The organism is Corallococcus sp. AS-1-12, from assembly GCF_020036995.1.
Classification (GTDB): Bacteria; Myxococcota; Myxococcia; order Myxococcales; family Myxococcaceae; genus Corallococcus.
In genome coordinates this window covers 1-2,556 of the sequence record NZ_JAIQDD010000080.1, presented here as the reverse complement: position 1 = coordinate 2,556, position 2,556 = coordinate 1, and the positions used below count along the sequence as shown (strand labels likewise).

Below are 2,556 nucleotides of genomic sequence, written 5' to 3'. Positions count from 1 at the left end.
CCGCTGGAGGTAGTCCAGTTGGCCGTCGGGGCGCCAGCGCACGACGTCGCCGGTGCGGTAGAGGCGGGCACCCGGGGCGGAGGAGAATGGGTGGGGAATGAAGCGCTCGGCACTGAGGGCCGGCTGGCCGAGGTAGCCCCAGGCGAGGCCCTCACTGGCGAGGAAGAGCTCCCCCGCGACACCCACGGGCACCGGCTGGAGATTCCTGTCGAGGACGTAGGTGCGGGTGTTGGCGATGGGGCGGCCGATGGGAGGCCGCGTGCCGTCGTCGCGAGTGACGGGGGTGAAGGTGGCGACGACGGTGCTCTCGGTGGGCCCGTAGTGGTTGAAGAGGGTGGCGGGGACGGAAGGCGGCGGGCCGTGGTGGAGGGCGTCGCCGCCCGTCAACAGGGCGCGCAGGGCCATGGGGCGGGGCCACTCCTCACGGAGGACGGCCTCGGCCAGGGGCGTGGGCATGAAGCAGGTGGTGATGGCTTCGCGGGCCAGCCACTGAAGCAACTGGGAAGGCTCCGCGCGCACGGCTTCAGGAGGGACGACGAGGCTGGCGCCAGAAGCCAACGAGGGCCACACCTCCCAGGTGGAAGCGTCGAAGGCGACGCCCGCGGTGAGGGCGGTGGAGTCCTGGGGCGACAGCGAATAGGTGCGCTGGTGCCAGGAAACCAGATTCATCAACGCGCGGTGGTGGACAGCGACGCCCTTGGGGCGGCCGGTGCTGCCGGACGTATAGATGACGTAGGCCAGGTCCTCCGGGCCGACGGGCGTCACTGGCAGCGGCTGTTGCGTTACACCTGTTTCCATCTCCAGGGAGAGGACGCGCGAAGAGAGGGCTGGCAGCGAGTCGCGCAGGTGCTGCTGGGTGAGGAGGACGGAGGCGCCGCAGTCCTCCAGCATGAAGGCCAGGCGCTCCGGAGGGACGCCCGGAGAGACGGGGACGTAGGCCGCGCCCACCTTGAGGACAGCCAGGAGGCCCGCCACCAACTCCGGAGAGCGCTCCGCGAGGACGGCGACACGACTGCCCCGAGTGACACCGGCCGCATGCAGTTGGACGGCGAGCCCGTGCGCCCAGGCATCGAGGCCCGCGTAGCTGACGCTTCTGTCCCCCATGTGCACGGCGACGGCGTCCGGAGCACGACGGGCATTCTGCGCGACGACGTGGTGGATGCAGGTGTCGCGCGGGAAGGCGACGTCCGTCTCATTCCAGTCGACGAGGAGCTGCTGCCGCTCCTCGGCCGTCATGACTTCCAGCGAGGACACGCGAGCGTCCGGCTGGGAGGCGAGGGAGGAGAGGAGGACGCCGAAGTGGCGCATGAGGCGCTGGACGGAGGAGGCGTCGAAGAGGTCGGAGCTGTACTCGAGGAAGCCGGTGAGGCCCTGGGGCACCTCGAAGAGGGTGAGGGCCAAATCGAAGCGGGAGGAGTTGCCCTCCAGGGGAATGGGCTGGAAGGCCATGCCCGGAACGCGAAGCGCCTCGGCGGGTGCGTTCTGCAGGACGAGCATCACCTGGAAGAGGGGGCTGCGGCTCAAGTCACGGGAGGGCTGGAGGACCTCCACCAGCTTCTCGAAGGGGACGTGCTGGTGCTCGTAGGCGGCGAGGGTGGTGGCCTTCACCTGGGCCAGCAGTTGGCGGAACGTCGATTGAGGCTGGACCTGCGTGCGCAACACCAGCGTGTTGACGAAGAAGCCGATGAGGCTCTCGGCTTCGGCGTGGGTGCGGCCCGCGATGGGGGAGCCGACGGAGATGTCGTCCTGGCCGGAGTAGCGCGACAGCAGCAGTTGGAAGGCGGCGAGCAGCAGCATGAAGGGGGTTGCGCCTTCACGCTGGGCGAGGCTGCGCAGCGAGTCCGTCAGGTGCGAGGGGAAGTGCACGGGCAGCGTGGCGCCGCGACGGGACTGCACGGCTGGACGCGGACGGTCGGTGGGCAGCTCCAGCGCGGCGGGAGCACCAGCCAACTGGCGCTTCCAGTATCCGAGCAGTGACTCCAGCGTCTCCCCCTGGAGCCACTGCCGCTGCCAGAGCGCGAAGTCGGCGTACTGCACGGGCAGTGGGGCGAACGACGGCTCACGGCCCGCCGAGAAGGCGGCGTAGCTCGTGGCCAGCTCCTTCACGAGGACGCCCATGGACCAGCCGTCGGAGACGATGTGATGCATCGTCACGACCAGGACGTGCGTCTCTTCCGCCAACCTCAAGAGAACCGTGCGCAGCAGGGGACCGTGGACGAGGTGGAAAGCCCGCCGGGCCTCACTCGTGGCAAGCCGTAGTGTCTCCGCTTCGCGAGTGGACTCCTCCAGGGACGAGAGGTCTTCGACAGGGAGCGCCCATGCGGCCGGAGCATGGATGCGCTGGAAAGGCTGGCCCTCCTCTTCGAAGAAGGTGGTGCGCAGCGCCTCATGCCGCGCTACCAGCGCCTCGAAGGCACGACGCAAGGCTTCCACGTCCAGATGGCCAAGGAGGCGCAGCGTGACGGGGAGGTTGTAGGAGGCGTCGTCCGGCGCCAACTGGTCCAGGAACCAGAGGCGCTGTTGCGCGAAGGAGAGCGGCTGGGGGCCTTCGGTGCG

1 protein-coding gene is annotated in these 2,556 nt (G+C 69.4%); it reads right to left on the bottom strand.

The genetic code is table 11. From position 1 onward, the window contains the following. Positions 1–2,496, bottom strand: a 2,496-nt coding sequence (locus K8556_RS38710; RefSeq protein ID WP_255653346.1) for an amino acid adenylation domain-containing protein, incomplete at its 3' end; no start/stop codon positions are given. Positions 2,497–2,556 lie beyond the last annotated feature (60 nt).